This is a genomic window from Embleya sp. NPDC005971, from assembly GCF_040629175.1.
Classification (GTDB): Bacteria; Actinomycetota; Actinomycetes; order Streptomycetales; family Streptomycetaceae; genus Embleya.
Genome location: NZ_JBEXUX010000076.1, coordinates 1 through 25,014 on the forward strand (window position 1 = coordinate 1; position 25,014 = coordinate 25,014).

The 25,014-nt window shown below is 72.4% G+C and carries 23 protein-coding genes; 14 read left to right on the forward strand and 9 right to left on the reverse strand.

Features of this window, described 5'->3' with window-relative positions; translation table 11 throughout:
* A partial coding sequence (locus tag ABZ374_RS40755; RefSeq protein ID WP_360322148.1) for a transposase occupies nucleotides 1-144 on the reverse strand: 144 nt, incomplete at its 3' end.
* Between the two features lie 1,405 nt (nucleotides 145-1,549).
* Between ABZ374_RS40755 and ABZ374_RS40760 the strand changes: the two genes are divergently transcribed.
* The 9 genes from ABZ374_RS40760 (at nucleotide 1,550) to ABZ374_RS40800 (ending at nucleotide 8,006) form a co-directional block, all read left to right on the forward strand.
* On the forward strand, nucleotides 1,550-2,152 hold the full coding sequence (locus ABZ374_RS40760; protein ID WP_360322029.1) for an XRE family transcriptional regulator: 603 nt from the start codon (nucleotides 1,550-1,552) through the stop codon (nucleotides 2,150-2,152).
* A 20-nt stretch (nucleotides 2,153-2,172) separates the two neighbouring features.
* A complete protein-coding gene (locus ABZ374_RS40765) occupies nucleotides 2,173-2,691 on the forward strand; it encodes a GNAT family N-acetyltransferase (protein ID WP_360322032.1) in 519 nt (172 codons plus the stop codon).
* Between the two features lie 264 nt (nucleotides 2,692-2,955).
* On the forward strand, nucleotides 2,956-3,783 hold the full coding sequence (locus tag ABZ374_RS40770; protein WP_360322035.1) for a hypothetical protein: 828 nt from the start codon (nucleotides 2,956-2,958) through the stop codon (nucleotides 3,781-3,783).
* Between the two features lie 88 nt (nucleotides 3,784-3,871).
* Nucleotides 3,872-4,528 carry a hypothetical protein gene (locus ABZ374_RS40775; protein WP_360322038.1) on the forward strand — a complete coding sequence of 219 codons (657 nt, stop codon included), beginning with the start codon at nucleotides 3,872-3,874 and terminating at the stop codon, nucleotides 4,526-4,528.
* 196 nt (nucleotides 4,529-4,724) lie between these two features.
* A complete protein-coding gene (locus ABZ374_RS40780) occupies nucleotides 4,725-5,657 on the forward strand; it encodes a pyridoxamine 5'-phosphate oxidase family protein (RefSeq protein ID WP_360322041.1) in 933 nt (310 codons plus the stop codon).
* Between the two features lie 28 nt (nucleotides 5,658-5,685).
* On the forward strand, nucleotides 5,686-5,895 hold the full coding sequence (locus ABZ374_RS40785) for a ferredoxin (protein WP_360322044.1): 210 nt from the start codon (nucleotides 5,686-5,688) through the stop codon (nucleotides 5,893-5,895).
* Between the two features lie 65 nt (nucleotides 5,896-5,960).
* Complete coding sequence (locus ABZ374_RS40790) at nucleotides 5,961-6,869, forward strand: PhzF family phenazine biosynthesis protein (RefSeq protein ID WP_360322047.1); 909 nt, start codon at nucleotides 5,961-5,963, stop codon at nucleotides 6,867-6,869.
* 131 nt (nucleotides 6,870-7,000) lie between these two features.
* Nucleotides 7,001-7,453, forward strand: a complete 453-nt coding sequence (locus ABZ374_RS40795) for a DUF4267 domain-containing protein (RefSeq protein ID WP_360322050.1) — start codon at nucleotides 7,001-7,003, stop codon at nucleotides 7,451-7,453.
* Nucleotides 7,454-7,619: 166 nt separating this feature from the next.
* Nucleotides 7,620-8,006, forward strand: a complete 387-nt coding sequence (locus tag ABZ374_RS40800) for a BlaI/MecI/CopY family transcriptional regulator (RefSeq protein ID WP_360322053.1) — start codon at nucleotides 7,620-7,622, stop codon at nucleotides 8,004-8,006.
* Between the two features lie 1,018 nt (nucleotides 8,007-9,024).
* Here ABZ374_RS40800 and ABZ374_RS40805 read toward each other — a convergent pair.
* Nucleotides 9,025-9,741: an ATP-binding protein gene (locus ABZ374_RS40805; RefSeq protein WP_360322151.1), complete on the reverse strand. Its 717-nt coding sequence runs from the start codon at nucleotides 9,739-9,741 to the stop codon at nucleotides 9,025-9,027.
* Between the two features lie 79 nt (nucleotides 9,742-9,820).
* Here ABZ374_RS40805 and ABZ374_RS40810 point away from each other — a divergent pair, with 79 nt between their 5' ends.
* From ABZ374_RS40810 to ABZ374_RS40825, 4 genes are all read left to right on the forward strand, one after another.
* Nucleotides 9,821-10,021 carry a DUF1918 domain-containing protein gene (locus ABZ374_RS40810; RefSeq protein WP_360322056.1) on the forward strand — a complete coding sequence of 67 codons (201 nt, stop codon included), beginning with the start codon at nucleotides 9,821-9,823 and terminating at the stop codon, nucleotides 10,019-10,021.
* 159 nt (nucleotides 10,022-10,180) lie between these two features.
* Nucleotides 10,181-11,041 carry an arginase family protein gene (locus tag ABZ374_RS40815; RefSeq protein WP_360322059.1) on the forward strand — a complete coding sequence of 287 codons (861 nt, stop codon included), beginning with the start codon at nucleotides 10,181-10,183 and terminating at the stop codon, nucleotides 11,039-11,041.
* A 147-nt stretch (nucleotides 11,042-11,188) separates the two neighbouring features.
* On the forward strand, nucleotides 11,189-11,965 hold the full coding sequence (locus ABZ374_RS40820) for a VOC family protein (RefSeq protein ID WP_360322062.1): 777 nt from the start codon (nucleotides 11,189-11,191) through the stop codon (nucleotides 11,963-11,965).
* 140 nt (nucleotides 11,966-12,105) lie between these two features.
* On the forward strand, nucleotides 12,106-13,233 hold the full coding sequence (locus ABZ374_RS40825) for a PP2C family protein-serine/threonine phosphatase (protein WP_360322065.1): 1,128 nt from the start codon (nucleotides 12,106-12,108) through the stop codon (nucleotides 13,231-13,233).
* 25 nt (nucleotides 13,234-13,258) lie between these two features.
* Here the strand turns inward: ABZ374_RS40825 and ABZ374_RS40830 are convergent, their stop codons facing one another.
* The 5 genes from ABZ374_RS40830 to ABZ374_RS40850 form a co-directional block, all read right to left on the reverse strand.
* Nucleotides 13,259-13,951 carry an RraA family protein gene (locus tag ABZ374_RS40830; protein WP_360322068.1) on the reverse strand — a complete coding sequence of 231 codons (693 nt, stop codon included), beginning with the start codon at nucleotides 13,949-13,951 and terminating at the stop codon, nucleotides 13,259-13,261.
* A 265-nt stretch (nucleotides 13,952-14,216) separates the two neighbouring features.
* On the reverse strand, nucleotides 14,217-14,885 hold the full coding sequence (locus ABZ374_RS40835) for a response regulator transcription factor (protein WP_360322071.1): 669 nt from the start codon (nucleotides 14,883-14,885) through the stop codon (nucleotides 14,217-14,219).
* Nucleotide 14,886: 1 nt separating this feature from the next.
* The gene (locus tag ABZ374_RS40840) at nucleotides 14,887-16,098 is read right to left on the reverse strand and encodes a histidine kinase (protein ID WP_360322074.1); all 1,212 of its coding nucleotides are present in this window, start codon (nucleotides 16,096-16,098) and stop codon (nucleotides 14,887-14,889) included.
* Nucleotides 16,095-16,943, reverse strand: coding sequence for an ABC transporter permease subunit (locus ABZ374_RS40845; RefSeq protein WP_360322077.1), 849 nt, complete (start codon nucleotides 16,941-16,943; stop codon nucleotides 16,095-16,097). The genes ABZ374_RS40840 and ABZ374_RS40845 overlap by 4 nt, the downstream gene beginning before the upstream one ends.
* Nucleotides 16,943-17,902 (reverse strand): ATP-binding cassette domain-containing protein, encoded by a 960-nt coding sequence (locus ABZ374_RS40850; RefSeq protein WP_360322080.1) that lies wholly within the window; start codon nucleotides 17,900-17,902, stop codon nucleotides 16,943-16,945. The genes ABZ374_RS40845 and ABZ374_RS40850 overlap by 1 nt, the downstream gene beginning before the upstream one ends.
* Before the next feature lie 3,303 nt (nucleotides 17,903-21,205).
* On the opposite strand from ABZ374_RS40850, the gene ABZ374_RS40855 reads away from it, so the two are divergent.
* A complete protein-coding gene (locus ABZ374_RS40855; RefSeq protein ID WP_360322083.1) occupies nucleotides 21,206-22,456 on the forward strand; it encodes a Cmx/CmrA family chloramphenicol efflux MFS transporter in 1,251 nt (416 codons plus the stop codon).
* Here ABZ374_RS40855 and ABZ374_RS40860 read toward each other — a convergent pair.
* Complete coding sequence (locus tag ABZ374_RS40860; protein ID WP_360322086.1) at nucleotides 22,359-24,179, reverse strand: SDR family oxidoreductase; 1,821 nt, start codon at nucleotides 24,177-24,179, stop codon at nucleotides 22,359-22,361. The two genes, ABZ374_RS40855 and ABZ374_RS40860, sit on opposite strands and share 98 nt — an antisense overlap.
* Nucleotides 24,176-25,006, reverse strand: coding sequence for a M24 family metallopeptidase (locus ABZ374_RS40865; protein WP_360322089.1), 831 nt, complete (start codon nucleotides 25,004-25,006; stop codon nucleotides 24,176-24,178). Before ABZ374_RS40865 ends, ABZ374_RS40860 begins: the two co-directional genes overlap by 4 nt.
* Between the last annotated feature and the right edge of the window lie 8 nt (nucleotides 25,007-25,014).

Consider the following 25,014-nt stretch of genomic DNA (forward strand, 5'->3'; position numbering starts at 1 on the left):
AGACCTGCGGTATTGCGCGACCCAGTTCCCGAGCGTGGTGTCGTTGACACCCAGCTCGCGCGCGACCTGGATGATCGGACGGGGGCCGTCCAACACCAGGCGAACGGCTTCGTCCTTGAACTGCTGTGTATATCTCTTTGGCACGTGCTTTCTCTTTCCGGTTTCCTACAACCCTACGCGGGTCGCTGTCCGGAAGATCAAGGGCACCTCAAACCGACCGGCGAGAGTGCGTGTCGAGGGCCGGTTTGTGCACCCCGGCAACCGAAACCGCCCACTCACAGCCCCGCCCTTCTCCTTCTCACCCGCAACCGCCCACCCACCGCACGCCGAAACGGCCCGACCCACTCGGGAAGGCCCCCCGGCGGACCCGACCGGACCGCCCACCCTTCCGCGCCGTTGCCAGCGCCTTTCCCGCCAAGCAACGCCCGCGTCTCGCCGGGGAGTCCAGGGTTCCCGGCCGCCGGTGACGGTGGGACCGGGTCGATCTCCGCCGGTCCACGCCGACCGTTTAGCACTGAGCCTCCCGCTGCCCACCGACACACGACCGCCGGCCGCGAACACCCGACCCACTCGGAAAGGCTCCCCGGCGGACCCGACGAAAGCGCCCTCCCGCTCCGCCGTTGCCGGCGCCTTTCCGGCGAGCAACACGCGCCTCTCGCCGGGGAGCCCAAGGCTCCTGACCGCCGGTGACCGTGGGACCGGGCTGATCTCCGCCGATCCACGCCAACCGTTTAGCACTGAGCCACCCGCTGCCCACCAAGACGCGACCGCCGGCCGTGAACACCCGACCCACTCGAAAAGGCTCCCCGGCGGACCCGACCAGACCGCCCACCCTTCCGCGCCGTTGCCAGCGCCTTTCCCGGCAAGCAACACCCGCGTCTCGCCGGAGAGCCCAAGGCTCCCGGCCGCCGGTGACCGTGGGACCGGGCTGATCTCCGCCGATCCACGCCGACCGTTTAGCACTGAGCCACCCGCTGCCCACCAAGACGCGACCGCATGCCGCAACCGCCCGACCCACTCGAAAAGGCTCCCCGGCGGACCCGACCAGACCGCCCACCCTTCCGCGCCGTTGCCAGCGCCTTTCCCGGCAAGCAACACCCGCGTCTCGCCGGAGAGCCCAAGGCTCCTGACCGCCGGTGACCGTGGGACCGGGCCCACCTCCGCCGATCCACGCCGACCGTTTAGCACAAGGCCATCCGCTGCCCACCGACACACGACCGTCGGCCGTGAACACCCGACCCACTCGGAAAGGCCTTCGGCGAACCTCCCCGGGCCGCCCTCCTTCCGCGCCGTTGCCAGCGCTTTTCCCGCCGAGTAACGCCCGCCTCTCTCCGAAGAGACAAAGGCCCCCGACCACCGGCGCCCCCGGGACCACGCCCACCTCCCCCAGCCCACGCCAACCGGTTAGCGCAAGGCACCCGCCCCAACCCCACCAAGACGCACCCCCGCCCAAGGCCGACCCGACCCCGGGCCGCTGACGCCGGTGCCCGGAAAAGCGCAGGTACCCCCACCCTCCCACTCGTCTCATATTCGGGATACTGTCCCCAGCATGAGAACCACCGATGACAGCGCGGCAGCGCCCCAAGAAGGTGACCCGGCGGAGATCGAGGGGCGGTTGGCTCGTCGGCTGGCCGGGCTTCGGGGGGAGCGTGGGTGGTCGTTGGATGAGTTGGCGCGGCGGGCCGAGGTGAGTCGATCCACGTTGTCCCGGTTGGAGCGGGGCGAGATCAGTCCGACGGCGGCTCTGCTGGGTCGATTGTGCGCGGTGTACGGGCGGACCATGTCGCGGTTGTTGGCCGAGGTGGAGGCGGAGCCGCCGCAATTGGTGCGTGCCGAGCGGCAGGAGGTGTGGGTGGATCGGGCCTCGGGGTTCACCCGGCGGTCGGTGTCGCCGCCGCATCCGGGGCTGCGGGGCGAGGTGGTCCAGGGGGCGTTGCGGGGCGGCGCGGACATTTCCTACGACGGGCCGCCCGTACCGGGATTGGAGCAGCACATCTGGGTGTTGGAGGGGGTCCTGGAGGTGACCGCCGGCGGCCATCTCCACGAGGTGCGCGCCGGGGACTGCCTGCGCTTCCGGTTGTGGGGACCGTCGCGCTTCCGCTGCGCCGGTCCGGAGCCGGTTCGGTACGCGCTGCTGATCGTCCTGCCGTAAGAAGAGCCACGGAGACCTCGATGCACACCATCACCTGGTTGACCCCCGACGACTTCCGAGCCGACGTGGCCGGCCTGGCCGACCTCCTCACCGACGTCGTCGCCGACGGCTCCTCGCTCGGCTTCCTGGCGCCCTTCGACGCGACCGAGGCGGCGAGTTGGTGGCGAGCACGGGAGTCGGCCGTCGCCGACGGCAGCCTGTGCGTCTGGATCGCCCGAGGCGCGGACGGCGTCGCCGGCACCGTGAGCCTGGCCCTGGAACGCAAGCCCAACGGCCGACACCGCGCCGAGGTGGTCAAGCTCATGGTGCACCGCGACGCCCGAGGCCACGGCCTGGGCCGTGCTCTGCTCGCCACCGCCGAACAGGCCGCCGCCCGGGTGGGCGCCACCCTGCTGCTGCTCGACACCGAGACCGACAGCACCGCCGACCACCTCTATCGCGCGGCCGGCTGGACCCGATACGGCGTCGTCCCCGACTACGCGGCCGACCCCGCCGGCGCGCTCCGGGACTGCAGCTTCTACTACAAACAACTGAGCTGAGCCGCCCCAATCCGCCCTAACTCGCCGTAACTCAGCCCAACACGCCCAAACCCAACCCGAACCAACCCAGCCCAACACGCCCCAACCCAACTCGATCCGCCCCGATCCGACCGGCCCCGATCCCCCATCCCCCGGCAGGCACCACGCCCGGAGCGGGGGCCGGCACCAGCGCCGAGTCTGGGGGTCGCCGGATACTGCCCGGGGGTCCGACTTCCCTACCTTCAGGGGGAGTCAGTCATCCGCCGAAACAAGGGGACGATCAGCGTGGATCGCACGAGAAACCGCAAGTTGGCCAGGGTCGTCGCAAGTGCCGGACTCGCGCTCGGCGCCGTGGGACTGTGCACCGCCCCGGCCCTGGCGAACGATCGACCGGCGCCCCCAACCGCCTCGAACCCAGCCGCCACGAACCCAGCCGCCACGAATCCAACCGCCTCGCCCCCGGCCGCCACGCCGCTGCCCGCCTTCGACTTCACCGACTGCCCCGCGCTGCCGGCGAGCGCCGACCCGAACAAGTGGCGCTGCGAAGTGCACGTCGCCACCGGCCGGATGCGACTCGGCGGACTCGACGTCCCGCTCCGGCCGATGACCATCACCCATGCCGAGGGACCGCTGCCCGACGGCTCGACCGGGCAGGTGTTCGGGGCGCTGCACGCGACGCCGAGCCCGGCCGCCGGTGGCCTGCTCGGCATCCCCGGACTCCCCGAGCAGGCCCCCGTCCTGGGGGTGAACGTCGAGACCAGGTACGGCGGTTGGTTCGATTTCCTCTCGCACGGTACGTCCGCCGGTGGGCTGGACGTGACGCTCGCCCTGGGTGGGCCGTTGTTGCCCAAGGACTGTTCGATCGGCACCGCCGAACACCCGATCCGGCTGACCATGATGCGCAAGGGCCCCAACGAATGGGTGTCCAAGGACCCGCCCATCCTCAAGGGCACGTTGTGGGACAACACCGTCGCGCTCCCGGCCGCCACGAACTGCGGCCCACTGGGCACGCTCCTCAACGGGCGCAACCACCTGCCCTCGCCCGCCGGCGACAACTCGATCACCCTGGACGGCCTCTACACGTTCAAGACCTACGCCCAACTGGGCCGCTGACCCCGCACGCACTCCGGCACCGACCGGGCCAACGCGGATGGCCGTACCCTGGCGCGGCCATCCCGCGACGGAGCGACAAGGGGAGCACGTGGACCTGGCGACGCGATATCAAGGTCTGTACGAGGCGGCGCTGTTCACCGCGGAGTGTGCCGAGGACGCCTACCCGCTCGGCGCCCTCGATGCCCCGCTCCGATCGTGGATTCGCCGGGAACTCGCCCCGCGCGCACACAGTTTGGCGTACTGCGACAATCGGCTCGACGTCGCGACGGCGGTCGAGGGTCTGGCCGCGATCGCGCCGGGCTATGCGGAGTTGCGTCGGGACCTGTTCGGCGACCTGCACCACCTCGGCCGGCCCGTACCGATCTGGCGGGCGGTCGGCGCCCATCTCGCCGTGCTCGCGCCCCTCCAGGTCTGGCGACAACCGCCCGCCTACGCCCTCTCGCTGCGCGACGCGGGCACGGCTCCGGGCGACGTCCAGTCGTGGGACTTCACGGTCTTCCCACGCTCGGGCGATCCTCGCCATCCGGGCACCGTGCACCCGGTGATGTTGTTCCCGGACACGGACCCGACCTCGCGCCCGGGGCCGGTCCCGCGCACCGCACAGGTGACCGGGGAACTCGAGGATCAACGCGTGCACTATGAGCAACTCACCTACGGCTTCCAGGCGTTGGGCCGCCAAGTGCACTTCGCCGCCCTGTCCGACCCCGATCGAGGACAGCACCCACCGCCACCTCCCGCCACCTGAACGAAAAGCCCGCCCCGAACAGTCCGCCCCGGACGGCCCCGCCGTCCGGGGCGGAGTCGTTTCCGGACCCGGAAATCGAAGACGAGGACGCTTTCTCCTTCTAATGGTTCGCGGTGTGTGTAATCATTAGATAGAGCGACGGGGACACTGCCCCGCCCTTTCGTCACACACCGAACCATCAACGGAGGGGGATGCCGTGGCCACCCGATACCACCGCGGAGAACGCGCGGTGCAGGATCGCGCCGACCTGACTCGGCAGGCGTCGTTCGCACTCGGCGGCATCGGGGAGTCCATCCCGCCGGTCGCCGCCGCGTTCCTCGCGGAGCAGCCCATGATCATCGTCGGCGGCACCGACGCCGCGGGCCGCCTCTGGTCCTCGCAACTGGTCGGTGCCCCCGGCTTCCTGCGCGTCCCCGACCCACGCACGCTCCTGGTCGATGCGCTCCCGCTCGCCGCGGACCCGCTCGCGGCGGCCCTTGCCGGGCCGAGCACGGTCGGCATGATCGCCATCGAGCCGACGTCCCGACGCCGGATGCGGATCAACGGCCGCTCCACACCGGTGACCGGCGGCCTGCGCGTCGACCTCGACCAGGTGATCGCCAACTGCCCCAAGTACATCCAGAAACGCGACTTCCGCTTCCTCTCCGACCCGAGGTCCGAACCGGAGTCCGCTCCCCGCCCCGCCACCGCGCCGCCCACCCGAGGCGTCGCCCTCACGCCCGCCCAACAGCAGACCCTGCGGGCCACCGACACCTTCTTCGTGGCCAGTTCGGACGAAGCCGGCAACACCGACGCGTCGCACCGAGGTGGCAATCCCGGCTTCGTCCAAGTGTTGTCCCCCACCGTGCTGCGCTGGCCGGACTACGTCGGCAACGCCATGTTCCTCACCCTGGGCAACCTCGAACTCCATCCGGCGGCCGGTCTGTTGGTGCCCGGCTGGGACACCGGATCGACCCTGCATCTGACCGGCGCCGCCCGCACCATCTGGGACGCGGACGAAGTCGCCCGGGTGCCGGGAGCGCAGCGCCTGGTCGAGTTCACCGTCACCGGCGTGGTGGAGATCCCCGACGCCGTCCCGCTGCGCTGGAGTGCGCCGAACTACTCCCGCTTCAACCCGCCCGTGAACTGAACGACCCACCGGACAAGGGAGTTGCCGCATGCGCGTCACCGTGGACACGAACCTGTGCCAGAGCCACGGCCAGTGCGTCTTCGCCGCACCCGCCGTCTTCTCCTTCGACGAGGACGACTACCTGCACTACGACACCAACCCCTCGGACGCGTACGCCGCACACGTACGCGCCGCCGCCTCCATGTGCCCGGTCCGCGCGATCACCGTCGACGCCGACGCACCGCGTGGCGAGGCGTGATTCGGCGCGGCCCGCCACCGCCTCGACCCCGCACGGGCCCGGTTCGGGCGGCATACGCTCGGGCCATGCCTTCGACTGCCATCGACTACCACCACGTCGACGTCTTCGCCGACCGCCCCTACACCGGCAACAGCCTCGCGGTCTTCGTCGATCCGCCGGCCCTGGACGCCGCGCAGATGCTCCGGATCACCCAGGAGCTGCGGCACTTCGAGACGATCTTCGTCACCACCCCGGACGCCGACGACGTGGTGCACGCCCGGGTGTTCGACCTGTTCGAGGAACTCGCGTTCGCCGGGCACCCGGTCCTCGGCGCCGGCGCCGTCCTGCACGCCGGGTCGGGCGCCGCCGTCGGCGAGGAACGCCGTTGGACGATCGCCCTGTCCGACCGGGTCGTCCCGGTGCGCACCCGGGCCGACGCCGACGGCCGGGTGTCCGCCGTGCTCGACCAGGGTCGGCCGGAGTGGATTCCCGCACCGGACCCGGCGCGCCGGACGGAGATCGCCGCAGCCCTGGGCCTGGACCCGGCCGACCTGGATCCGACGTTGCCGGTGGAGGTGGTCTCCACCGGCCTGCGCTACCTGGTCGTCCCGGTCGACGGCGCCGACCCGCTCGGCCGGGCCCGGATCGTGCACCCGGACTTCGGAGCCTTCCTGGCCGGCTTCGGCGCCGAGTTCGCCTACCTGCTGGACGCGAGCGCACCCGAGGGCCGGCACTGGAACAACGACGGCGGATTGGAGGACGTCGCCACCGGCAGTGCCGCCGGCTGCGTCGCGGCCTACCTGCTGCGCCACGGCCTGGCCCACACCGGCGCGGCACGCACCCTGTCCCAGGGCCGCTTCGTCGGCCGCCCCAGCACCCTGACCATCACCGCGCACGGCACTGCCGAGAACGTGGAGCGGATCACCGTCGGCGGCACCGTCGCCATGGTGGGCACCGGCACCCTGCACGCCCCGCCACCGCCGCGCCGCGCGTAGCGAGCCTGCGGCGGCCGGCGCGGGCCGCGCTCCAAGTCGCTTCCATGCGCCTTCCAGGATCCCCCGGCGAGAGTTCTTCCAGGACGACGAAGACCGCCCGATCCGAACCACCGCCTCACGGGGAGACCACCATGAACGTCAGGAACCTCACCACCACCCTGGCCGCACTCGGCGGCCTGTTCATCCTCTACATCGGCCTCTCCTTCCTGATCGCCCCGCAGTCGAGCGCGTCCGGGTTCGGTCTGCCGAGTTGGCCCGAGCACGAGGGCACCGCCTTCCTGGCCATCAAGGGCGTGCGTGACCTGGGCACCGGGCTGGTGCTCTTCGCGCTCCTGCTGACCGGTCACCGGCGAGCGCTGGGGTGGGCGATGCTGGCCATGTCCTTCATACCCGCCGGCGACATGGTGATCGTGCTGAGCAACGAGGGCTCGACCGGCAAGGCCCTCGGCATCCACGGCCTCACCGCGGTCCTGGTCGCGCTGACCGCCGGCCTGCTGTTGCGCGAACGCCCGGCGGCCCGGGCGGCGATGCCCACAACCGCCTCCCAGGCCACGACCCGGATCCCGGCCCCCGCGACGCGTTGACCCGCTCGGCCTCGACCCGGCCGCCCGCCCCGACCGCCCTTGCGGCGACGGGACGGGCGGCCGGCGTGTGTCGGGCAGCCTCCGACGGGCGCCCGCGAGCGGGTACCGTCGAGACCCGCGACCGGCCGGAGCGGGCGCGCCCGGACACCGGAGGAAGGAGCACGCGATGGACGAATCGCCACGGGTACAGGGCGAGTTGCAGGCCGAGATCATGGCCGTGTTGTGGCGGATCGAAGCCGGCACCGTCGAGCGCATCCGATCCGAACTGGCCGAGCCCTCGCGCGGGGCCTACACGACGGTGCAGACCGTGTGCAATCGGTTGGCCGAGCGCGGTCTGTTGGCCCGGGCCCGGGAGGGGCAGGCTTTCGTGTATCGGCCCGCCGTGACCGAGGCCGACTACGTATCGTCCTCGGTGAGTTCCGCGCTGGCCGCCGCGTCCGCACCGGCCCGCCGGGTGGCCCTCGCGCAACTGGTCGGCGGGCTGGACGTGTCGGAGTTGGCGGACCTGCGCGAACTCGCCCGCCGGATCGAACGGGAGCGCGACGCGCGATGAACACGCTCGCCGTCCCGGCCGCGCTCCTGGCCTCGGCGGTGGTGACACCACACCTGCTCCCCCTGGATCGGGTCCGCCCGGTGGGCGCGGCGACGGTATGGGGAACCGCCCTGGTGGCCCGCGCCGTCCTCGCGGTCGGCGCCGCGCTCACCGCGGTGATCTGCATGCCGGACACCCCACGCCTCGCACGTTGGCTGCGCGAGTTGCCGCATCAGTTGATCGCCGGCGTCGAGGACACCGAACTGCTGCTGGTCGGGCTGACGTTCCTGGCCGTGGCCGCCACCGTCCGACGTCTGTGGGCCTGCCTGAGCGGCGCCCGCGCCCCCGCGCATCCGCTCCCGCTGCCCGGTCCCGGCGGCAGCATCGTGGTCGGCGACCGCGAGGTGCTGCTCGCCGCGGTGGGTTGGCGACATCGGGCGATCGTGGTCAGCGCGGGCGCGTTGGCCGCGCTGGACGACGACGAGTCGGCGGCCGGACTGGCCCACGAACAGGGCCACATCTCCCGCGCGCACCACTGGTGGCAGGCCGGCGCCGAGGTCTGCCGACTGCTCGCCGGATGGCTGCCCGGGACCGCCCGGGCCGGCGACGAACTGTCCTTCCACCTGGAACGCGACGCCGACGTGTGGGCGGTCGACCACGCCCACGACCCACTCGTCCTGGCGAGCGCGGTGTGCAAGGCCGCGCTCGCCGCACCGGTCGGTACCGTCGCCGCGCCGCATCGGCTGATCGGCCGCTCACCGGCCTACGCCGGCCGCCGCATCCGACTGCTCCTGGAGGGTTGCCCGACCGGTACCCGGCGGCGCAACGCGGCCGTTCGCGCCGGGGCGCTCACCATGGCGGGCCTGGTGGTGGGCACGACCCTGGTCGGCACCGCACACTTCGGCACCACCCTGGTCCGCTGCCACATCACCGACGCCTGCACCCACCCGGCCCGGTTCGCCCACCCCCGCCAGGCCCCGTCCGGCGGCGCGGCCCCACCGAGATCCGGCGGACAGGGCCCAGGGGCCCCGGGCGACGCCTACGAGCCGGCGTCCTCCGGATCGCCCCGCGAAATCGTGGCCCACACCAGCAGTTCCCCCGCCAACGGCCGGCTCCCCCACTCCAACGCCAGCGCCTCGACCAGTCGAAGCCCACGACCGCACTCGCGTTCCCAGACCGACAGGTCCCAGAGCGATTCCTCCGGAGCCGCATCCGTCGGCATCGAATCGTCGAACCCCGCCCACGCACTCGGCGCCGGCGCCCTGCGCTGCTCCGGCAACGCCCGCGGTCCGAGCGAGGCACCGGACACCGCCGACCCGTTGGCGCGGGACAGCCGCCTGGGCCGAGCATGCCGATTGCGCACCGCCACGTGTATGGACTCCGCGTCCAGCCGCACGTCCAGGTCCATCGTCGGCCCGCTGCCGTAGCGGACCGCGTTGCTCAGCAGTTCACTGGCGACCAGTTGCGCGGTGTGCACGTCGTCCTCGTGCACGTGCCACCGGCGCAGGGCCGCGACCAACACGCGCCGCGCGCGCGGCACCTCGGCGGGGACCGCGTCGAACACCGCTCCGCCCCGAAGCGATGTCGGGCGTGCCGTGCGGGCCGGGCCGGCCGGGTCCGCCGGGTCGGCCGGCCCGCCACCTGCAAGCTGCGCCATCGCACGTCTCTCCTCACCGGGCAGAGTAAGTCCTACGCACTGTAGGAGAGATCCGGCCCGGACTCCAGCCACCGGCTCCGCCCGATCGCACCCACCCATCACCACACGTAATCATCCTGTTACCATGCGAATACTCGGGGTCTCGCCGCACGCCATCCACCCAGAGGAGCCAGGCCGCATGCACGCCACCAAGGGCGATCGCCTTCTCATCCACGGCCGAGTCGTCGGCCAACAGGACCACTTCGTGGAGATCGTCGAGGTCCTGGGCCCCGACGGCACCCCGCCCTATCGAGTACGGGCCGCCGACGGACACGAATCGATCATGTCGCCGGGCCCGGACTCGGTGGTCGAGCATCACGACGCCGCCGACGCCGACTAGCCTCTCGGCCCTTCCCGAACATCCCTCCGCGCCGCCGACCACGCACCGGGCCGCACCCGGCTCAGCACGGCGGCGCGGAGCCGGTCGGCGCACCCGCCCACCCCCGTCGCGCCCCAAAGTCCTGGACAGCCCACGCCCACCCCTGCAAATGTATGTCGAGTGAAACATATTCATGCATCACCCGGCTTCGAACACCTTCTGGTCGCCCCCCAATGGCAGGGGTCCGGCACCGCCCACCCCGACCGACTGGTCGCGGGCGCGCACCGGTTGAGCGCACTGCTTCCCGCGCGGCGCCGTACGATCCTCGCCATCGACGCGGATCCGGCCCCGGACCGGGACGGCGTGCGCCGACTCGACGCCCTGGCCCGCGCGCGCTCGGCCGTGCGGGAGGTGCTGGCCGAGTGGGGCGACGGCCCCCTGTGCACCGTGGGCGGCGACTGCGGTGTCGAACTCGCGCCGATCGCGCACGCGGTGGCTCGGCACGGCGAACGCCTCGCGGTGGTGTGGTTCGACGCCCACCCCGACCTGAACACCCCGGGCGATTCCCCCTCGGGCGCCTTCCACGGCATGGTGCTGCGCACCCTGCTGGGCGACGGCCCCACCGCGCTCCTGCCGCCACCGGATCAACGGCCGTCCGCGCAGCGGCTCGTCCTGGCCGGAGTGCGCGCCGTCGACCCGGCCGAAGCACACTTCATCGAGGCCGAAGGCATTCGCCGGTTGTCCGTCGAGCAATGCGACGACCCGAGCCGACTGGTGGCCGCCGTGGCCGCCACCGGGGCCACGCATGTCTACCTGCACGTCGATCTCGACGTGCTGGACCCGAAGCGATTCGGCGCGTTGTCCGTCCCGGAGCCCGACGGCCTGGAGCCGGCCCGGTTGGGCGCGGCGTTGCGCGCGCTTGCCGAGGAATTCACCGTGGCCGGGCTGGGCATCACCGAGCACGCGCCGGCGCCCGCGGCCGACTCGACCCGCGACGACCGCGTCCTGCACGAGATATTCGACGGCCTGGCACCGCTGTAGCCGGATCACCCGTACGGCGCAGGAACGGCGACACCTCGGGCCCGGGCCCGCGCGCTTGCGGGCCCGGCGCCGGTGTCCGGCGTCAGACTGGGCAAGTCACTACAAAAAATGTCATTCGGGTCGCCGGCGGCCCGGCAAAGGAGCGACGTGCTCAGCACCGACTTCGTGACGGGTTCGCCGAACTGGCTGGACCTGGGCAGCCCCGACCCCACCGCCGCGGCGACCTTCTACGGCGCCGTCTTCGACTGGGACTTCGAGTCCGCCGGGCCCGACGCCGGCGGCTACGGCCTCTTCCGGCAGGAGGGCAAGACCGTCGCCGGGCTCGGTCCGCTCACCGAGGAGGGCGCGTCGTCCGCGTGGACGGTGTACTTCCGGACCCCCGACGCCGACGCCACCGCCGCGGCCACCGCGAAGAGCGGCGGAACGGTTCGAGTGGCGCCGTTCGACGTCATGGAGATGGGCCGGATGTCCCCGCTGACCGATCCGGCCGGCGCCGATTTCGCCGTCTGGCAACCCGGCACCTTCCACGGCTCGGAGTTGCTCGGCAAGCCCAACTCCCTGGCCTGGGTCGAACTGCACGGCGTCGAACCCGCCGCCGCGCTCGCCTTCTACGGAGGGTTGTTCGGCTGGCGTTCGCAGGAGTTCCAGATGCCCGGGATGACCTACACCGTGCTGTCCACGGCCGAGGGCGACCCGCAGGACACCTCGTTCGGCGGCATCGTTCCGGACTCGCACGGCCAGGACCCGCACTGGATCGCGTACTTCGAGGTCGCCGACGCGGACGACGTCGTGGAGCGGGCCAAGGTCAACCGCGGCTCGGTGCTCATGCCCGCCACCGACGTCCCCGAGGTCGGTCGCCTCGCCTGGCTGGCCGACCCCTTCGGCGCGCCCTTCGCCATCATCCGGAGCGCACCCCAGCCCTGAGGGCGTGCCCCCGCCTCGCGGTGGGCGTATCGAGCCGCGGCTCCGGGACGCCCACCGCGTCCGTTCGGGCGGCTTCACCTGTTCGGCGGGTGCCGCGAAGCCATCCGGGGGCCGGCTTCCCCACGATCATGGACGCAACAATGAGCAACCTGACACCACCGCGCGGGGTCGGGGCGGCGACCCGGTCGCTGGTCCGGCAGGTCGGGCTGCCCGTGAGCATTCTCGTCGTCGTCACGACCGTGGATCTGGCGACCGGATCCTCGACGGTCTACTACCCGTTCCTGCTGCTGGCGCCGACCCTGGCCGCCGCGACCGCACGGCCCCTGGCCATCCTGGTGATCGGCTGCGTCTCGCTGCCGCTGCGCTACTGGCTGGCCTCGCAGGACGGCTACCTGGGCCCCGAGTACAGCAACCTCTTCCAGGTCAGCACCTGGATGTACGTGATGGCGACCGCGCTGGCGATATACCTGTCCGCCGCCCGCATCCACCACGAACGGGCCCTGGTCGCGGTCTCCGAGGTGGCCGTCGCCGCGCAGCGGGCGATCCTGCTGCCGCCCAGCGACGATCTCGGCGGGGTGCGGCTGGCCGTGCGCTACTTCGCGGTGGCCGAGGAGGCCGAGCTCGGCGGCGATCTCTACATCGCGCTGGACACGCCGTTCGGGGTGCGGGTGATCATCGGCGATGTGCTCGGCAAGGGCCTGGGGGCGGTCCGCACGGCCGCGATCACGATCGGCGCGTTTCGCGAGGCCGCGTACGACGAACCCGAACTGGGCACCGTGGCACGCCGGATCGACACCAGTGTGGCCAGGAACGCGCCGGAGCGGTTCGTCACCGCGCTCCTGGTCGAGGTCCGTCCCGAACACGTGGCCTTCACCCATCGCGGTCACGAGGAGCCGGTGGCGATCCGGGCGGACGGCGCCGTGCATGTGCTCGAACCGCCCGAGCCCGGCCTGCCGTTGGGCCTGGGCGACCTGGATCCGGAGCCGCCCCGCCCGTGGGTGGTGCCGTTTCGCGAGGGCGACCTGCTGTTGCTGATGACCGACGGGTTCGCCGACGCGCGGGACACGAGTGGCCGGCACTATCCGCTGGTCGAGCGGATCCGGGCGTTGTTCGGCGAGGGTCGGGTGACCGCCGATCCGGTCCTGGCGGTGGAACGGTTGGGCGACGACCTGGTCCGGCACATCGGCGTGCTCCGACTCGCCGACGACGCGCTGGTCCTGGCACTCGCGCGCGCCCCCGACCCGCCGGACCGTCCGCCCGGGTCCTGACCGCGGTGCCGGCGGTGGGCCGGTGCTACTCCTCGATCGCGCCGCCGGTGCGGCGCAGGTGCCGGCGGAACGTGTACGACGGGTCGATCGCGCGGCGGGCCAGATAGTCGTCGAATGTGGTCTGTCGGCGCAGCGTCTCGCCGGCCCGGATCCGGCGGGCCTGTTCGCGCTCGGTGTCGCGGATGCGCAGGGCCGTCGCGAGCACCTCGGCGGCCCGATCGGCGGCGAGGAACACCACGCCGTCCCGGTCGCCGAAGACGAGGTCGGCGGTGCTCACCAGGTGCGGCCCGAACCGGGCGGTGCTCAGCGCCTCGGGCTCGCGCTCGTCCAGCCGGGTCGGGCCGGGCGGGAAGTTGCCGTAGCTGAACACCGGCAGGCCGATCTCCACCAGTTCCGGCGTGTCGCGGTGCAGCCCCCACACCACCAGGGCCGCCACCCCCGCCGCCTCGGCCTCCAGGACCGCCAGGTCGCCGACGCACGCCTCGTCGGTACGACCGCCGTTGTCGATCACCAACACGTCCCCCGGCTCGGCCGCACCGAACGCCTCCAGGAACACGTCGACGCTGCCGTAGTGCCGAACCGGCAACACCCGACCGGCGATGCGCTGCCCGGGGAGCACGGCGCCGATGCCCGGCGGGGCGACCCGCAGCGGCACCTGGTGTCGCACACACGCGTCCGCCACGAGCGGCGTGGAGAGTTCGGCGAAGATCTTCGACATGGCGTGCTCCGTGGCTCGGCGTCGTCCTGCGGGGACGCGCGCGGATGCGGCGAGACAGCCCCGCGATGCTATCCGCGCCCGCTCCCGGACATCGACGATCCGGAGTTCGAAAGCTCCCGGTTCGGGTCGCGGTGCGGTGGCCGCCGCCGGTGTGGTGTGCGTGTTGCCGGCCATGGCGACGAAGGGGGCCGCGCCCCGGCCACAGCGGCACGCGGCTCCCGAGCCGGGCGTCGTCGGGGTTCGCAGCGGCGGCCGGCGCCGGGGCTCAGAGCGGCTGCACCAGGCGGCTCTCGTACGCGACCACCACCGCCTGGACCCGGTCGCGGACGCCGAGTTTGGCCAGCACCCGGCTCACGTGCGTCTTGATCGTGGCGTCCGACAGGTGCAGGCGGGCGGCGATCTCCGCGTTGGACAGGCCGCGGGCGACCTCGATCAGCACGCCGCGTTCGCGCTCGGTCAACTGGGCCAGTCGCGGGTCCTCGGCGCCGGGCGTGACGTCGTGCTGCGGCAGCCGGTGCGCGAAGGTTTCCAACAGGCGGCGGGTGATCCGGGGGGCGACCACCGCGTCTCCCGCCGCCACCGAGCGGATCGCGCCCAGCAGTTCGGCGGGCAGCGCGTTCTTGAGCAGGAAGCCGGAGGCGCCCGCGCGCAGCCCGGCGAACGCGTACTCGTCCAGGTCGAACGTGGTCAGGATCAGCACCCTGGTCTCCGGGCAGCGCTCGGTGATCAGCCGGGTCGCCTCGATGCCGTCCATGCCCGGCATCCGTACATCCATCAACACCACGTCCGGGCGCCTCAGTTCGGCCAACCGCACGGCCTCCTCGCCACAGTCGGCCTCGCCGGCCAGGCTCATGTCGTCCTGGGCGTCCAGGACCATCGTGAACGCCAACCGCAACAACGGCTGGTCGTCCACCACCAATACGTCGATGGCCACGTCAGGATCCTCCCGGATCGGTCAGGTGCAACAGCGCCGACACACGCCAGCCGCCTCCGGGCAACGGCCCGGCTTCCACGTCTCCACCGTAGACGGCGGCCCGTTCCCGCATGCCGGCCAGTCCGCGCCCGCCGCGCGGTTCGTCCCGCTCGCCGATCCCGATCCGGCGCGGGAGGCCGTCGTCGACCACGCTCAATTCCAATCGATCGGCCGAACTGCACACCCTGATCCGCGCGTTCGCCCCGGGCTGGGCGTGCTTGAGGGTGTTGGTCAGCGCCTCCTGGGCGAGTCGGTAGACCGCCAACTGGGCACCGGGCGGCACGTTCCGGGTGTCGCCCTGCACGGTGAGCGTGGTCGGCAGGCCGGCCGCGCGCACCTGTTCGGCCAGCGCGCCCAGCCGGGCCAGGTCCGGCTGCGGGTGTCGGGCGGCGTCGGGTTCGTCCTCGTGCAACACGCCCAGGAAGCGGCGCATCTCGGTGAGGGCCTGCCGACCGGTGCCGGACACCTGTTCCATCGCCGCGGCGGAGCGCTCCGGCTTGTTGTGCACGGTCATCGAGGCGGCGTCCGCGAGAGCCACCATCACCGACAGGTTGTGCGTGACGATGTCGTGCATCTCCCGGGCGATCCGCGAGCGTTCGGCCGCCACCGCGAGTTCGGCCTGCTGTTCCTGTTCGCGTTCCAGGCGTTGGGCGCGTTCCTCCAGGGCGGCCAGGTAGCGCCGACGGGTCCGCAGGTTGGCCCCGAGCACCGCCGCGGTCACGGCCATCGCGCTGAGCCCGACGAACGCGCCGAACCGGAACCCGTCGACGGTCCAGCGCGCGACCGCCAGCACGATGCCCACCTCCAGCACGGCGAGCGCGTACAACGTCCGGCGCCGGTTGCAGCTCGCGGCCACGGTGTACAGCGCGATCAGCAGACTCGCGTCCGCACCGGTGCGCGCGTCGATCGCCCACTGCCCGAGGGCCACGATCGCCACCGCCGTGAACACCACGATCGGGGCCCGGCGGCGCAGCGCGAGCGGCAGGGTCAGGGCCGCCCCGAACACCACCCAGCCGGACAACCGCAGCAGGTTCCCGGCCTCGAAGAGCAGCAACAGGGCCACCGCGAGGGTGCTGTCCGCCCAGATCGGATGGCTGCGGGTGAAGGCCACCACACGTGCCGGTACGACGGCGAGCCCGCGCTCGCCGCCGTACCGTCGCGACAGCGCGTTCACGCGTCGCGCCTGCGGAGCAACACCGCCGCCACCGCGAGCGTGACCGCGGCGTACAGCACGAACACCGTGATGCCCGCGCCCGGGGACAGCTCGTCCCCCTTCGGATGCCACCGGGTGAGTGCCTGACCGGCCTCGCTGGGCAGGTACTTGGTGATCCGGCTCTGCCAGTCGGAGGGCAACGCGCGCACCACCTCGGGCAGTACCAGCAGCAGCCCGAACACGATCGCGATACCGCCGGCGGCGTTGCGCACGATCGCGCCGATGCCGATCGCCAGGATGCCGGTGACGGCGAGGTAGACCGCGACGCCGACGACCACGCGCGGCACGCCCGGGTCACCGAGGGATACGTCGATGTTCTCCTTGGCCAACACCGCCTGCCCGCTCAGGAAGGCGACCAGGCAGGCGCCGAGCATCAGCACGAAGGTGACCACCCCGAACACCGCAGTCTTGGCCCACAACACCGGCAACCGGTGCGGCACCGCGGCGATGGTGGCCCGGATCGAACCGGTGGCGTATTCGCCGGTGACCACCAGGACGCCGAGGACGCCGATGGCCAGTTGGGCCAGATAGAGCCCGGTCAGGCTCGCGTTCGGGGCGGAGAGTCGGGCCTTCTCGGCGGCGCTCGTGTTCGGCCAGCGGTTGACCGTGCCGATGCAGACCAGCACGCCCAGGGCGATCACCAGGAAGACCGCGGCGACCAGCACCCAGAAGGTCGAGCGCAGGCTGCGCAGCTTGATCCACTCGGCGTTGAGCACCCGGACGAAGGTGACCCGGCCTCGGCCGGCGGCCCGGGAGACGAACCTGGGTCCGGTTCCGGTGCCGGGGGTGACGGTGCCGGCCGACATCACGCGACCTCGCCGCCGCGCCGGCGGGCCGGACCCGCCACCCGCGCGGACACGCCCTCGGGTACTCGATATTCGACCGCGTCGCGGGTCGATTCCATGAACGCCTCCTCCAGCGATGCCTGCTGCGGCACCAGTTCGAACAGGGTGATGCCGTGCGCCGACGCGAGCCGGCCGATGTCGTCGCTGGACACCCCGGTGACCTCCAGGACGTCCCGCTCGCGGCCGGTGACCCGCACCTCGGGTCCGAACAACAGCGCGCGCAACCGATCGGCGTCGGGCGTGCGGACCCGGACCTGGTTGGGCACGGCGTTGCGGATGAAGTCCGCGACCGAGGTGTCGGCGATCAGCCGACCGCGACCGACCACGATCAGGTGCTCCGCGGTCAGCGCCATCTCGCTCATCAGATGCGAGGAGAGGAAGACCGTGCGGCCCTCGGCGGCGAGCGACTTGAGCAGCGTGCGGATCCACAACACGCCCTCGGGGTCCAGCCCGTTGACCGGCTCGTCCAGCACCAGCGTGGCCGGGTCGCCCAGCAGCGCGGTGGCGAGGCCCAACCGCTGGCCCATCCCGAGGGAGAAGCCGCCGACCCGCTTGCGGGCCACCTCGTCCAGGCCGACCATCTCGATCACCTCGCGCACCCGGCGGGTGCGGATCCCGGTGGTGGCGGCCATCGACAACAGGTGGTTGTACGCGGAGCGCCCGGTGTGCACCGCCTTGGCCTCCAGCAGCGCGCCGACCTCGTGCAGCGGGGCGCGGTGGTCGGCGTAGCGGCGGCCGTTGACGGTGACCGTGCCCGAGGTCGGGTGGTCCAGGCCCAGAATCATCCGCATGGTGGTGGACTTGCCCGCGCCGTTGGGGCCCAGGAAGCCGGTGACGATGCCGGGACGGACCGTGAAGGTCAGTGCCTCGACGGCGGTCTTGGGCCCGTAGCGCTTGGTGAGTGCGTCGGCTTTGATCATCGCTGCCGTCTCCGTGGCTCCGGTGCTTCGGCGCCTCCGAGCGGAGGGCCACCGGGCGGGTGCCCGATCTGCCCTCAACGCTAGCCGGCGGCCGGCGCCCCGACGATCGCCGCGCGGGCGAACCTTGCGACGGCGTTCATGCGCCCGGAGGGTGAACGGATACGTCGCTGGGATGACACGGGGCTCGCCGGGAGGGCACGGGGTGGGGGTGTGGGGGTGTGGGAGGGGGGTGTGGGAGGGGGGTGTGGGGGTGTGGGGGCGGGGTGGGAGGGCGGTCGGGTTGGGTTCGCCGGGGGCTTTCCGGGTGGGTGGGGTGTTTTCGGCCGGCGGTCGCGTCTTGGTCGGCAGCGGGTGGCTCAGTGCTAAACGGTCGGCGTGGGCTGGTGGAGGTGGGCCCGGTCCCAGGGTCACCGGCGGTCAGGAGCCCTGGACTTCCCGGCGAGACGCGGGTGTTGCTCGCCGGAAAGGCGCTGGCAACGGCGCGGAGGGAGGGCGGCCCAGTCAGGTCCGCCGGGAAACCTTCCCGAGTGGGTCGGGCGTTCGCGGCCGGCGGTCGCGTCTTGGTCGGGAGCGGGTGGCCTTGTGCTAAACGGTCGACGTGGGCTGGTGGAGATGGACCCGGTCCCACGGTCACCGGCGGCCGGGAACCCTGGACTCCCCGGCGAGACCCGGGTGTTGCTCGCCGGGAAAGGCGCCGGCAACGGCGGAGCGGGTGCGCGGTCCGGTTGGGTTCGCCGGGGAGCGTTTCCGAGTGGGTCGGGCGTTCGCGGCCGGCGGTCGCGTCTTGGTCGGGAGCGGGTGGCCTTGTGCTAAACGGTCGACGTGGGCTGGTGGAGATGGACCCGGTCCCACGGTCACCGGTGGCCGGGAGCCCTGGACTCCCCGGCGAGACGCGGGTGTTGCTCGCCGGAAAGGCGCTGGCAACGGCGGAGCGGGTGCGCCGTCCGGTTGGGTTCGCCGGAGAGCGTTTCCGAGTGGGTCGGGCGTTCGCGACCGGCGGTCGCGTCTTGGTCGGCAGCGGGTGGCCTTGTGCTAAACGGTCGACGTGGGCTGGTGGAGATGGACCCGGTCCCACGGTCACCGGCGGCCGGGAACCCTGGACTCCCCGGCGAGACGCGGGTGTTGCTCGCCGGAAAAGCGCTGGCAACGGCGCGGAGGGAGGGCGGCCCGGTCGGGTCCGCCGGGGAGCCTTCCCGAGTGGGTCGGGGCGTTTCGGCGGGCGTTTCGGGGTGGGTGCGCGGGTGAAAGGGTTGCCGGTGGGTTGGGAGGGTCTCGATCCGGATAGCAGGACGCCTTCGGACCCGCTGTTTCGCGCTGACCTGCGCTTTTGTGGGACCGAGCGGCGAAAGCAGGTGCCGAGGGCCGGGTTGCGCACCCCGGCGGCGGACTCTCCCTGCGCTGTGCCCTCTCGGTGGGCGTTTCGGGTCTGCACCGCCGGGCGAAGAGCCACCCGTGAGCCGGAAGAGTCACGGCCCGGATCCCGAGACGGCTTCCCGCACCCGAGGGTTCCACTCACCTGCGGCTTTGTGGGACCGAGCGGCGAAAAGCAGGTGCCGAGGGCCGGGTTGCGCGCGCAAGCAGCCAATCCAACACGGTCATGGCTCTCGGTGGGCGTTTCGGGTCTGCACCGCCGGGCGAAGAGCCGTCCGCGAGCCCGGAAGGGTCACGACCCGGATCCCGAGACCGCTTCCCGCACCCGGGGTCCCGCTGACCTGCGCTTTTGTGGGACCGAGCGGCGAGAGCGCGTGCCGAGGGCCGGGTTGTGCGCCCCGGCGACCGAAACCGCCCACCCACGACACGCTCTTCTTCTCCCCTTCCGCCACCACACACCCACCACAACCCGAAACAGCCCGACCCACTCGGAAAAGCTCCCCGGCGAGCCTTGCCGAACCGCCCTCCCGCTCCGCCGTTGCCGGCGCCTTTCCAGCCGAGCAACACCCGCCTCTCGCCGGGAAACCCAAGGCTCCCGGCCACCGGCGACCCCGGGACCGGCCCCACCTCCACCAATCCACGCCGACCGTTTAGCACAAAGCCACCCGCCGCCGACCAAAACGCGACCGCCGGCCGCGCACGCCCGGCCCACTCGGCAAGGCTCCCCGGCGGACCCGACGAAAGCACCCACCCGCTCCGCCGTTGCCAGCGCTTTTCCGGTGAGCAACGCCCACCTCTCGCCGGGGAGTCCAGGGCTCCTGACCTCCGGTGAGCGTGGGACCGGGCCCACCTCCGCCGGTCCACGTCGACCGTTTAGCACAAGGCCATCCGCTGCCGACCAAGACGCGACCGCCGGCCGCGAACGCCCGGCCCACTCGGAAACGCTTCCCGGCGAACCCAACCGGACCGCGCACCCGCTCCGCCGTTGCCAGCGCCTTTCCCGGCGAGCAACACCCGCGTCTCGCCGGGGGACCCAGGGCTCCTGACCGCCGGTGACCCCGGGACCGGGCCCATCTCCGCCGATCCACGCCGACCGTTTAGCACAAAGCCACCCGCCGCCCACCAAGACGCGACCGCCGGCCGCGCACGCCCGGCCCACTCGGGAAGGCTCCTCGGCGGACCTCACCGGGCCGCCCTCCCTCCGCGCCGTTGCCAGCGCTTTTCCGGTGAGCAACGCCCACCTCTCGCCGGGGAGTCCAGGGCTCCTGACCTCCGGTGACCGTGGGACCGGGCCCACCTCCGCCGGTCCACGCCGACCGTTTGGCACAAAGCCACCCGCCGCCGACCAAAACGCGACCGCCGGCCGCGAACACCCGACCCCCTCGAAAAGGCTCCCCGGCGGACCCGACGAAAGCGCCCACCCGCTCCGCCGTTGCCGGCGCCTTTCCCGCCGAGCAACACCCACCTCTCGCCGGGAAACCCGAGGCTCCCGGCCGCCGGCGACCCCGGGACCGGGCCCACCTCCACCAATCCACGCCGACCGTTTAGCACTGAGCCACCCGCCGCCGACCAAAACGCGACCGCCGGCCGCAAACACCCGACCCACTCGGGAAGGCCCCGGCGGACGGTGGCTGGTACGCTCCCGAGCGTGTGCAGTCCCGAATCGGACAGACGCAGGCCGCCGGTGTTGCGGTGGCCCTCCTCTCGTCGATGAGCCGATGAACGCGAACCGCCCGGCCTGATCAGGCTGCGGGCGTCTTCGGGCACGGCTGGGCCGCGGCAGTACCGGAGTGGTGAAGTGTGGGCCTCTCGCCCCTTCCCCCCGCCCTTCGTTCCGGCCTGCCCGGACCGTTTCCCGGCGTGTGGTGCGGAACGGGCGGCGCGGCCCACCCCCGTCCGGTCGGATTCGTCGCACGTTCATGGGGTTTCGTCATGCCATTCGCTGTCTATGTGCTCGGGCTCGCGGTATTCGCCCAGGGCACCTCGGAGTTCATGCTGTCCGGGCTGCTCTCGGACATCGCCGCCGATCTGCACGTATCGGTGCCCACCGCCGGGTTGCTGACCTCGGCGTTCGCGATCGGGATGGTGATCGGCGCGCCCACGATGGCGCTGTTGAGCCGGAACCGGCCGCGCCGGCCGGCGCTGTTGTTCTTCCTGGGGGTGTTCGTCGCCGTGCACGTCGTCGGCGCGCTCACCCCGAACTACCCGATCCTGCTGGGCACCCGCGTGGTCGGCGCGCTCGCCAACGCCGGGTTCTGGGCGGTCGCGCTGGTCACCGCGATCGATCTGGTCGGGCCCGAACGGCGGGCGCGGGCCACCTCCGTGGTGGTCGGCGGTGTCACGCTCGCCTGCATCGTGGGAGTGCCCGCGGGTGCTCTGCTCGGCGGCTGGTGGGGGTGGCGGGCGGCGTTCTGGGCGGTGGCCCTGGTGTCCGTGCCGGCCGTCTTCGCGATCGCCCGGACGGTGCCGGATCGAACCGGCGCGGCGGACGGCGCGGCGGACGGCCCGATCGAGGCCGCCGGTGTGGGCGGCGCGCGCGGCGAACTGCGGGCCCTCGGTACGCCGTCGCTGCTGCTCACGCTGTTGCTGAGCGCTCTGGTCCAGGGCGCGACGTTCGGTTCGTTCGCCTACCTCGAACCGGTCGTCACCGAGGTCGCCGGCCTCGGTGACGGCTGGGTCCCGGTCACGCTCGCGCTGTTCGGGGTGGGCTCGTTCGTCGGTGTCACCATCGCCGGCCGGATCGTCGACGCCCGCCCGAACACGCTGATCACGGTCGGCGCGGCGGCTCTGGCCGCTGGATGGGCCGCACTCGCCTTGACCACCGACCGGCCGATCGCCCTGATCGTGCTCGTCCCGATCCAGGGAATGCTCGCCTTCGGCACCGGAACGGCCTTGATCGCCAGGGTGCTTCGACTCGCCCCGGCCGGTTCCGCACTGGCCGGCGCCGCCGCCACGGCCGCGTTCAACGTGGGCGCGGCGCTCGGCCCCTGGTTCGGCGGGCTGGCCATCGACGCCGACTTCGGCTACCGCGCCCCGCTGTGGGTCAGCGCGGCCCTGATGCTGACCGCCCTGTTGCTCACGGCCCTCACCGTGACGACCCGGGCCCGCCGATCCGGGCCAGTGCCCGCATCGTCGCGGGAGACAGCCGGCTCAGCAGGCGGCCCAGCCTCGCCTCCGGCGTGACCGGGACCGTCGGGCGGCGCCGGCGGATCGCGCGGACGATGTGGTCGGCGACCTTCTCCGGTGGGTAGTCGCGCCGTGCGTACAGTCGGGAGAAGCGTTCCCGGCGGGCGTTCTGCTCGGTGTCGTCGGTGTCGGAGAAGGTGGTGGTGCGGGTGATGCCGGTGTTCACGATGCCCGGGAAGATCGTGCTCACCCGCACGCCGGAGCCGGCCACCTCGGCGCGCAGGCAGTCGGACAACATCGCCACGGCGGCCTTGCTCGTCGCATACGCGGCCAGCGGTTTGGACGGCGTATAGGCCGCCGCCGACGCGAGGTTGACGATGTGGCCGCCCGTACCGCGCTCGGCCATCAAGGTGCCGAAGGCCCGGCAACCGTGGATCACTCCCCACAGATTGACGTCCAGCACCCGCTTCCACTCGGCACCGGTCGTGGCCAGGAACGTACCCGAGTGGCCGACGCCCGCGTTGTTGACCACGATGTCCGGAACCCCGTGGGTGTGTGCGACCTGCGCCGCGAAGGTGTCCATCGCCGCGCCGTCGGCCACGTCGACGCGATACGCGTGCGCCGATCGGCCGTACAGCCGGGCCAGTTCGGCGGTGCGCTCGACGGCGGCGAGATTCAGGTCGCACAGCACCAGGTCCGCGCCCTGTTCGGCGAACGCGACCGCGGTGGCCCGCCCGATCCCGCCGCCCGCGCCGGTGATCACCGCCAGCCGGCCCACGAACGGGTCCTCGCCCGAAGGCGGTTGCCGCCGACGGGCCCGGTCCAGGGCCGGTGTGGCGGTGCCGTGCTCGATGTGGTCGACGAACTCGCGGGTCATCCCGGCCACGATCGTCGCCTTCTCCAGCAGGGCGGACCAGTGGCCGGCGGCGATCGAGCGCCGCCAGAGCACGGGTGCCCACCGCTCCAGGTCCTCGGACAGCGCCGCGCCGACGTAGCGGTCCTCGGTGAGGGTGACGAGCTGTACCGGCACGGTGGTTTCGCGCCGACCCGGCAGCAACGTCCGGGGCAACATGTTGGCCCGGTACAGCGCGATGCCGCGCACCGCGTCGTCGGCGAGCGTGGGCTGCGGGTGGGCGGAGCGCGGCCGAACGCCCTCCGTCTCGGCCAACACCCGGCCCCAGTGCGCGGCCAGGCCCAGCCGCCAGGTCGCCGGCGCGAGGACCGGCAGGTGGAAGGCGGTGATGTACCACGAACGCAGCGACTGGGCCGCGAGTTGCCGCACGTGCCGGGGCGTGGGTCGGGCGAACCGGCTGCGCATCCAGTGTCCGACGTGGTCCAGGCACGGCCCGGAGATCGAGGTGTACGACGCGATCCGGCGCGGGCCGGCCCGGTCGGTGACCGCCTCCCACGCCTGGATCGAGCCCCAGTCGTGGGCCAGTACGTGCGCGGGCCGATCCGGGGCGACCTCGGCCAACACCGCGAACAGGTCGGCGGCCAACTGTTCGAGCCGGTAGCCGTACCGATTCCCGGGCGCACCGGACGCGCCCGCGCCCCGGACGTCGTAGCGCACCACCCGATGGTCGCGCTCCAGATCGGCGGCGACGTCGTCCCATACCCGATGGGTGTCCGGATACCCGTGTACCAACAGCACCAACGGGCCGCTCTCCGGCCCCTGTTCGTACACCGCCAGGGACACCCCGGCGGAGACCACGGTGCGGGTCGGCAGCCCGCCGACCACCTCCACCACGCGCCGGGCGGCACTCCCGGCCGGCGCGGTCATCGGCCGGCCGCCGCACGCACGCGGTGCACGTGCGGCAGGTCGTCGTCCAGCCAGTACGCGTCGTCGTCGGTGACCACCAGCAACTCCTCGAATTTGGCGCCCACTCCGCGCAGCGCGAGATGCGGTTCGACCGCCCACAGGCCCGGTGTCGGCGCGTGCCGCGAGGCCCGCCCGTCCGCCCACAGCGGCGAACGCCCGTGCAGTCGCTCGCCGATCAGCTCCCGGCCCAGGGTGCGCAGCGTGCGCACGCCGAAGCCAAGCGCACTCACCCCGATCGGCCCGCGCAGCGTCACCCGGGTGACCCGATGGCCGATCACCCGCCCGGGGTAGACGCGATGCCGGTTGTCGTAGCCGTGTTCGAGGATCAGCGCGTCCACCGCGCGGTACACGTCGTCGAGCGGCCTGCCCGCCTTGACCTCGCGCAGGATCAGGTCGCGGTAGGCGCCGAGGTCGGCGACGAGGCGGTCCCACACCGCGTTCTCGCCGACCTTGCCGGCGTAGCCGATGTCGGCGGTGTACCCGTCCACGATCGGGGCGCAGTCCAGTACGTACGGCATGCCCTCGGTGAGCACCCGGCCGCTGGGGAAGAACTGGAGCGGGGTACGGAAACTGCGGAACGCGGTGCGGTCGCCGAACCACACGAACGGGATGTGGAAGAAGTCCCGGACGCCCTCCGCCACCAACTCCCGGCGCAGCCACGCGGCGACCCGACGCTCCGTCACCCCCGGTGCGATCCGGGCCGCGACGCGCTCGGCGCATCGGTACGCCAGCCTTTGCACGTCGCGAAATCGCGCCAGATCGACCTCGTCGTAGGCGAACGTCGGCATCCCTCGCG

Bases quoted from the DNA above. Each gene is read 5' to 3' on its own strand.
- ABZ374_RS40860 (WP_360322086.1), bottom strand. From the start codon at position 24,179: ATGACCGCGCCGGCCGGGAGTGCCGCCCGGCGCGTGGTGGAGGTGGTC.
- ABZ374_RS40825 (WP_360322065.1), top strand. From the start codon at position 12,106: ATGAGCAACCTGACACCACCGCGCGGGGTCGGGGCGGCGACCCGGTCG.
- ABZ374_RS40805 (WP_360322151.1), bottom strand. From the start codon at position 9,741: ATGGGTGGGTGCGATCGGGCGGAGCCGGTGGCTGGAGTCCGGGCCGGA.
- ABZ374_RS40785 (WP_360322044.1), top strand. From the start codon at position 5,686: ATGCGCGTCACCGTGGACACGAACCTGTGCCAGAGCCACGGCCAGTGC.
- ABZ374_RS40830 (WP_360322068.1), bottom strand. From the start codon at position 13,951: ATGTCGAAGATCTTCGCCGAACTCTCCACGCCGCTCGTGGCGGACGCG.
- ABZ374_RS40790 (WP_360322047.1), top strand. From the start codon at position 5,961: ATGCCTTCGACTGCCATCGACTACCACCACGTCGACGTCTTCGCCGAC.
- ABZ374_RS40760 (WP_360322029.1), top strand. From the start codon at position 1,550: ATGAGAACCACCGATGACAGCGCGGCAGCGCCCCAAGAAGGTGACCCG.
- ABZ374_RS40795 (WP_360322050.1), top strand. From the start codon at position 7,001: ATGAACGTCAGGAACCTCACCACCACCCTGGCCGCACTCGGCGGCCTG.
- ABZ374_RS40855 (WP_360322083.1), top strand. From the start codon at position 21,206: ATGCCATTCGCTGTCTATGTGCTCGGGCTCGCGGTATTCGCCCAGGGC.
- ABZ374_RS40865 (WP_360322089.1), bottom strand. From the start codon at position 25,006: ATGCCGACGTTCGCCTACGACGAGGTCGATCTGGCGCGATTTCGCGAC.
- ABZ374_RS40765 (WP_360322032.1), top strand. From the start codon at position 2,173: ATGCACACCATCACCTGGTTGACCCCCGACGACTTCCGAGCCGACGTG.
- ABZ374_RS40845 (WP_360322077.1), bottom strand. From the start codon at position 16,943: ATGTCGGCCGGCACCGTCACCCCCGGCACCGGAACCGGACCCAGGTTC.
- ABZ374_RS40850 (WP_360322080.1), bottom strand. From the start codon at position 17,902: ATGATCAAAGCCGACGCACTCACCAAGCGCTACGGGCCCAAGACCGCC.
- ABZ374_RS40810 (WP_360322056.1), top strand. From the start codon at position 9,821: ATGCACGCCACCAAGGGCGATCGCCTTCTCATCCACGGCCGAGTCGTC.
- ABZ374_RS40800 (WP_360322053.1), top strand. From the start codon at position 7,620: ATGGACGAATCGCCACGGGTACAGGGCGAGTTGCAGGCCGAGATCATG.